Origin of the sequence: Streptomyces flavofungini (genome assembly GCF_041028215.1) — a bacterium.
Taxonomy (GTDB): domain Bacteria; phylum Actinomycetota; class Actinomycetes; order Streptomycetales; family Streptomycetaceae; genus Streptomyces; species Streptomyces flavofungini_B.
Genome location: NZ_JASKYR010001177.1, coordinates 1 through 1,875, shown reverse-complemented (window position 1 = coordinate 1,875; position 1,875 = coordinate 1). Strand labels below are relative to the sequence as shown.

2 protein-coding genes are annotated in these 1,875 nt (G+C 76.5%); both read right to left on the bottom strand.

The features are described 5' to 3' along the window. The coding region (locus AB8Z36_RS39515; protein WP_369218187.1) for a condensation domain-containing protein at positions 1 to 1,063 on the bottom strand (1,063 nt) is incomplete at its 3' end. Positions 1,064 to 1,068: 5 nt separating this feature from the next. After that, the coding region (locus AB8Z36_RS39510) for a thioesterase domain-containing protein (protein WP_369218186.1) at positions 1,069 to 1,875 on the bottom strand (807 nt) is incomplete at its 5' end.

Below are 1,875 nucleotides of genomic sequence, written 5' to 3'. Positions count from 1 at the left end.
GTTCGGTGTCGTCGTCGTAGGCGAAGACCAGCTGGACCACGGGGTCGTGGCTGGTGTCGCGGGCGGGGGCGAGGGAATCGACGACGGACTCGAAGGGGGCGTCCTGGTGGGGCTGTCCGGCGAGCAGCCCGGCACGGACGCGGTCGATCAGTTCGCCGTACGAGGGGTCGCCGGAGAGATCGACGCGCAGCGCCAGGGTGTTGGTCAGCATCCCGGCCATCTCCTGGAGCTCCGGCCGGTCGCGCCCGGAGACGGGGAAGCCGATGACCAGGTCGTCGCGGCCCGAGAGGCGCCCGAGGAAGGCGGCGTACGCGGCGAAGAGGCCCATGAACGGGGTGGCCCCGCGGGCCCGCGCGGCCTCGGCGAGGCGTCCGCGCGGCCCCGCGCCGAGCGGGAACCGCACGCTGCCGCCCGCCGCCGTCCGTACGGCGGGACGCGGCCCGTCCAGGGGCGGTGAGACGACCTCGGGGGCGCCGCGCAGCCGCTCGGCCCAGTGGGCGACGGCCCCGGCGTAGGCGCCCTCGGCCTGGCGTTCGCGCTGCCAGGCCGCGTAGTCGGGGAACTGGAGCGGGAGTTCGGGCAGGGTGCCCCCGGCGTACGCGGTCGAGAGGTCCCGCAGGATGACGCCGAGGGACCAGCCGTCGCAGACGAGGTGGTGGGCGACGAGCAGCACGCGGTGGGTGCCGTCGTCGACGCCGTACACCGCGCAGCGCAGCAGCGGTCCCGCCGCCGGGTCGAAGGGCCGGGCCGCCTCGGCCCGCATCCGCGCGTCCGCCTCAGCGGCGCGGACGTCCTTCTCGACGGTGAGGTGCGCGCGGCCGGTGGCGCGGACGATCTGTGCCGGTGTGCCGTCGGCGGCGGTGCGGAAGACGGTCCGCAGCGACTCGTGGCGGGCGACGACGGCGTCGAGCGCGCGGGTGAGCGCGGCGAGGTCGAAGGGGCCGTGCACGGCGAAGGCGGCGGGCACGTTGTACTGGGCGGTGCCCGGGTTCATCCGGTCGAGGACCAGGAGCCTGCTCTGGGCGTCGGAGACGGGGAACTCGTATTCCTCGGGGAACTCCACTGCTCTCACTCTCCCTGGAGGGTGGTTCTCGGGCCCTGCGGGAGGGCGGTGCCGAAGGTGGTCTCGATGGCGGCTTCCACTGTTCTCGCTATCCGCGCCGCCGGTCCCGCGTCGAGTACCTCCGCGTGGGCGCAGGCCAGTTCGTGGACGTCGACCCGGGGGGCCGCGCGGCGCCAGGCCGCCGCCTTCTCCTCGGTCGGTACGGCCTCCGGGTCGCGGGTGGCGGCGAAGAGCGTCACCGTCCCGTCGTAGCGGGAGGGGACCCAGGCGCGGCCGAGCTCCACGTGGCGGGCGATCGCCTCGCCGAGGGCGGCGCGGCGGGGTCCGCCGATGCCGTCGAGGGCGGCGCCCTCCTCGCGGAGGATGCGCGCGGCCTCCGCCGCGACGACGTCGGGCGGCAGCGGGGTGCGGGCGGTCTCCGGCGGCTTCGGCATCGCGTCCACCACGGCGAGGAGGGCCACTTCCTCGCCCGCCGCGCGCAGCAGGACCGCCATCTCGTGCGCCACGGGACCGCCGAACGACCTGCCGAGCAGGAGGTAGGGGCCGTGCGCCTGGACGGCGCGGACGCGGTCGAGGCAGTCGCGCGCCACGTCCCGTACGGATGTCGGCGGGGCGGCTCCGGCCCCCGAGAGCGCGGGCGTCTGCAGGGCGTGGACCGGACGGTCCGGGTGCAGGTGCGGGAGCAGCGACGCGTAGGCCCAGCCCACGCCGAGGCCAGGGGGTACGCAGAACAGCGGGGTTCTGTCGCCCGCCGCGCGCAGGGTGAGCAGGGGCGCGAGGCTGTCCCCCGCGGCCGGGGCGGGGCCGTCGAC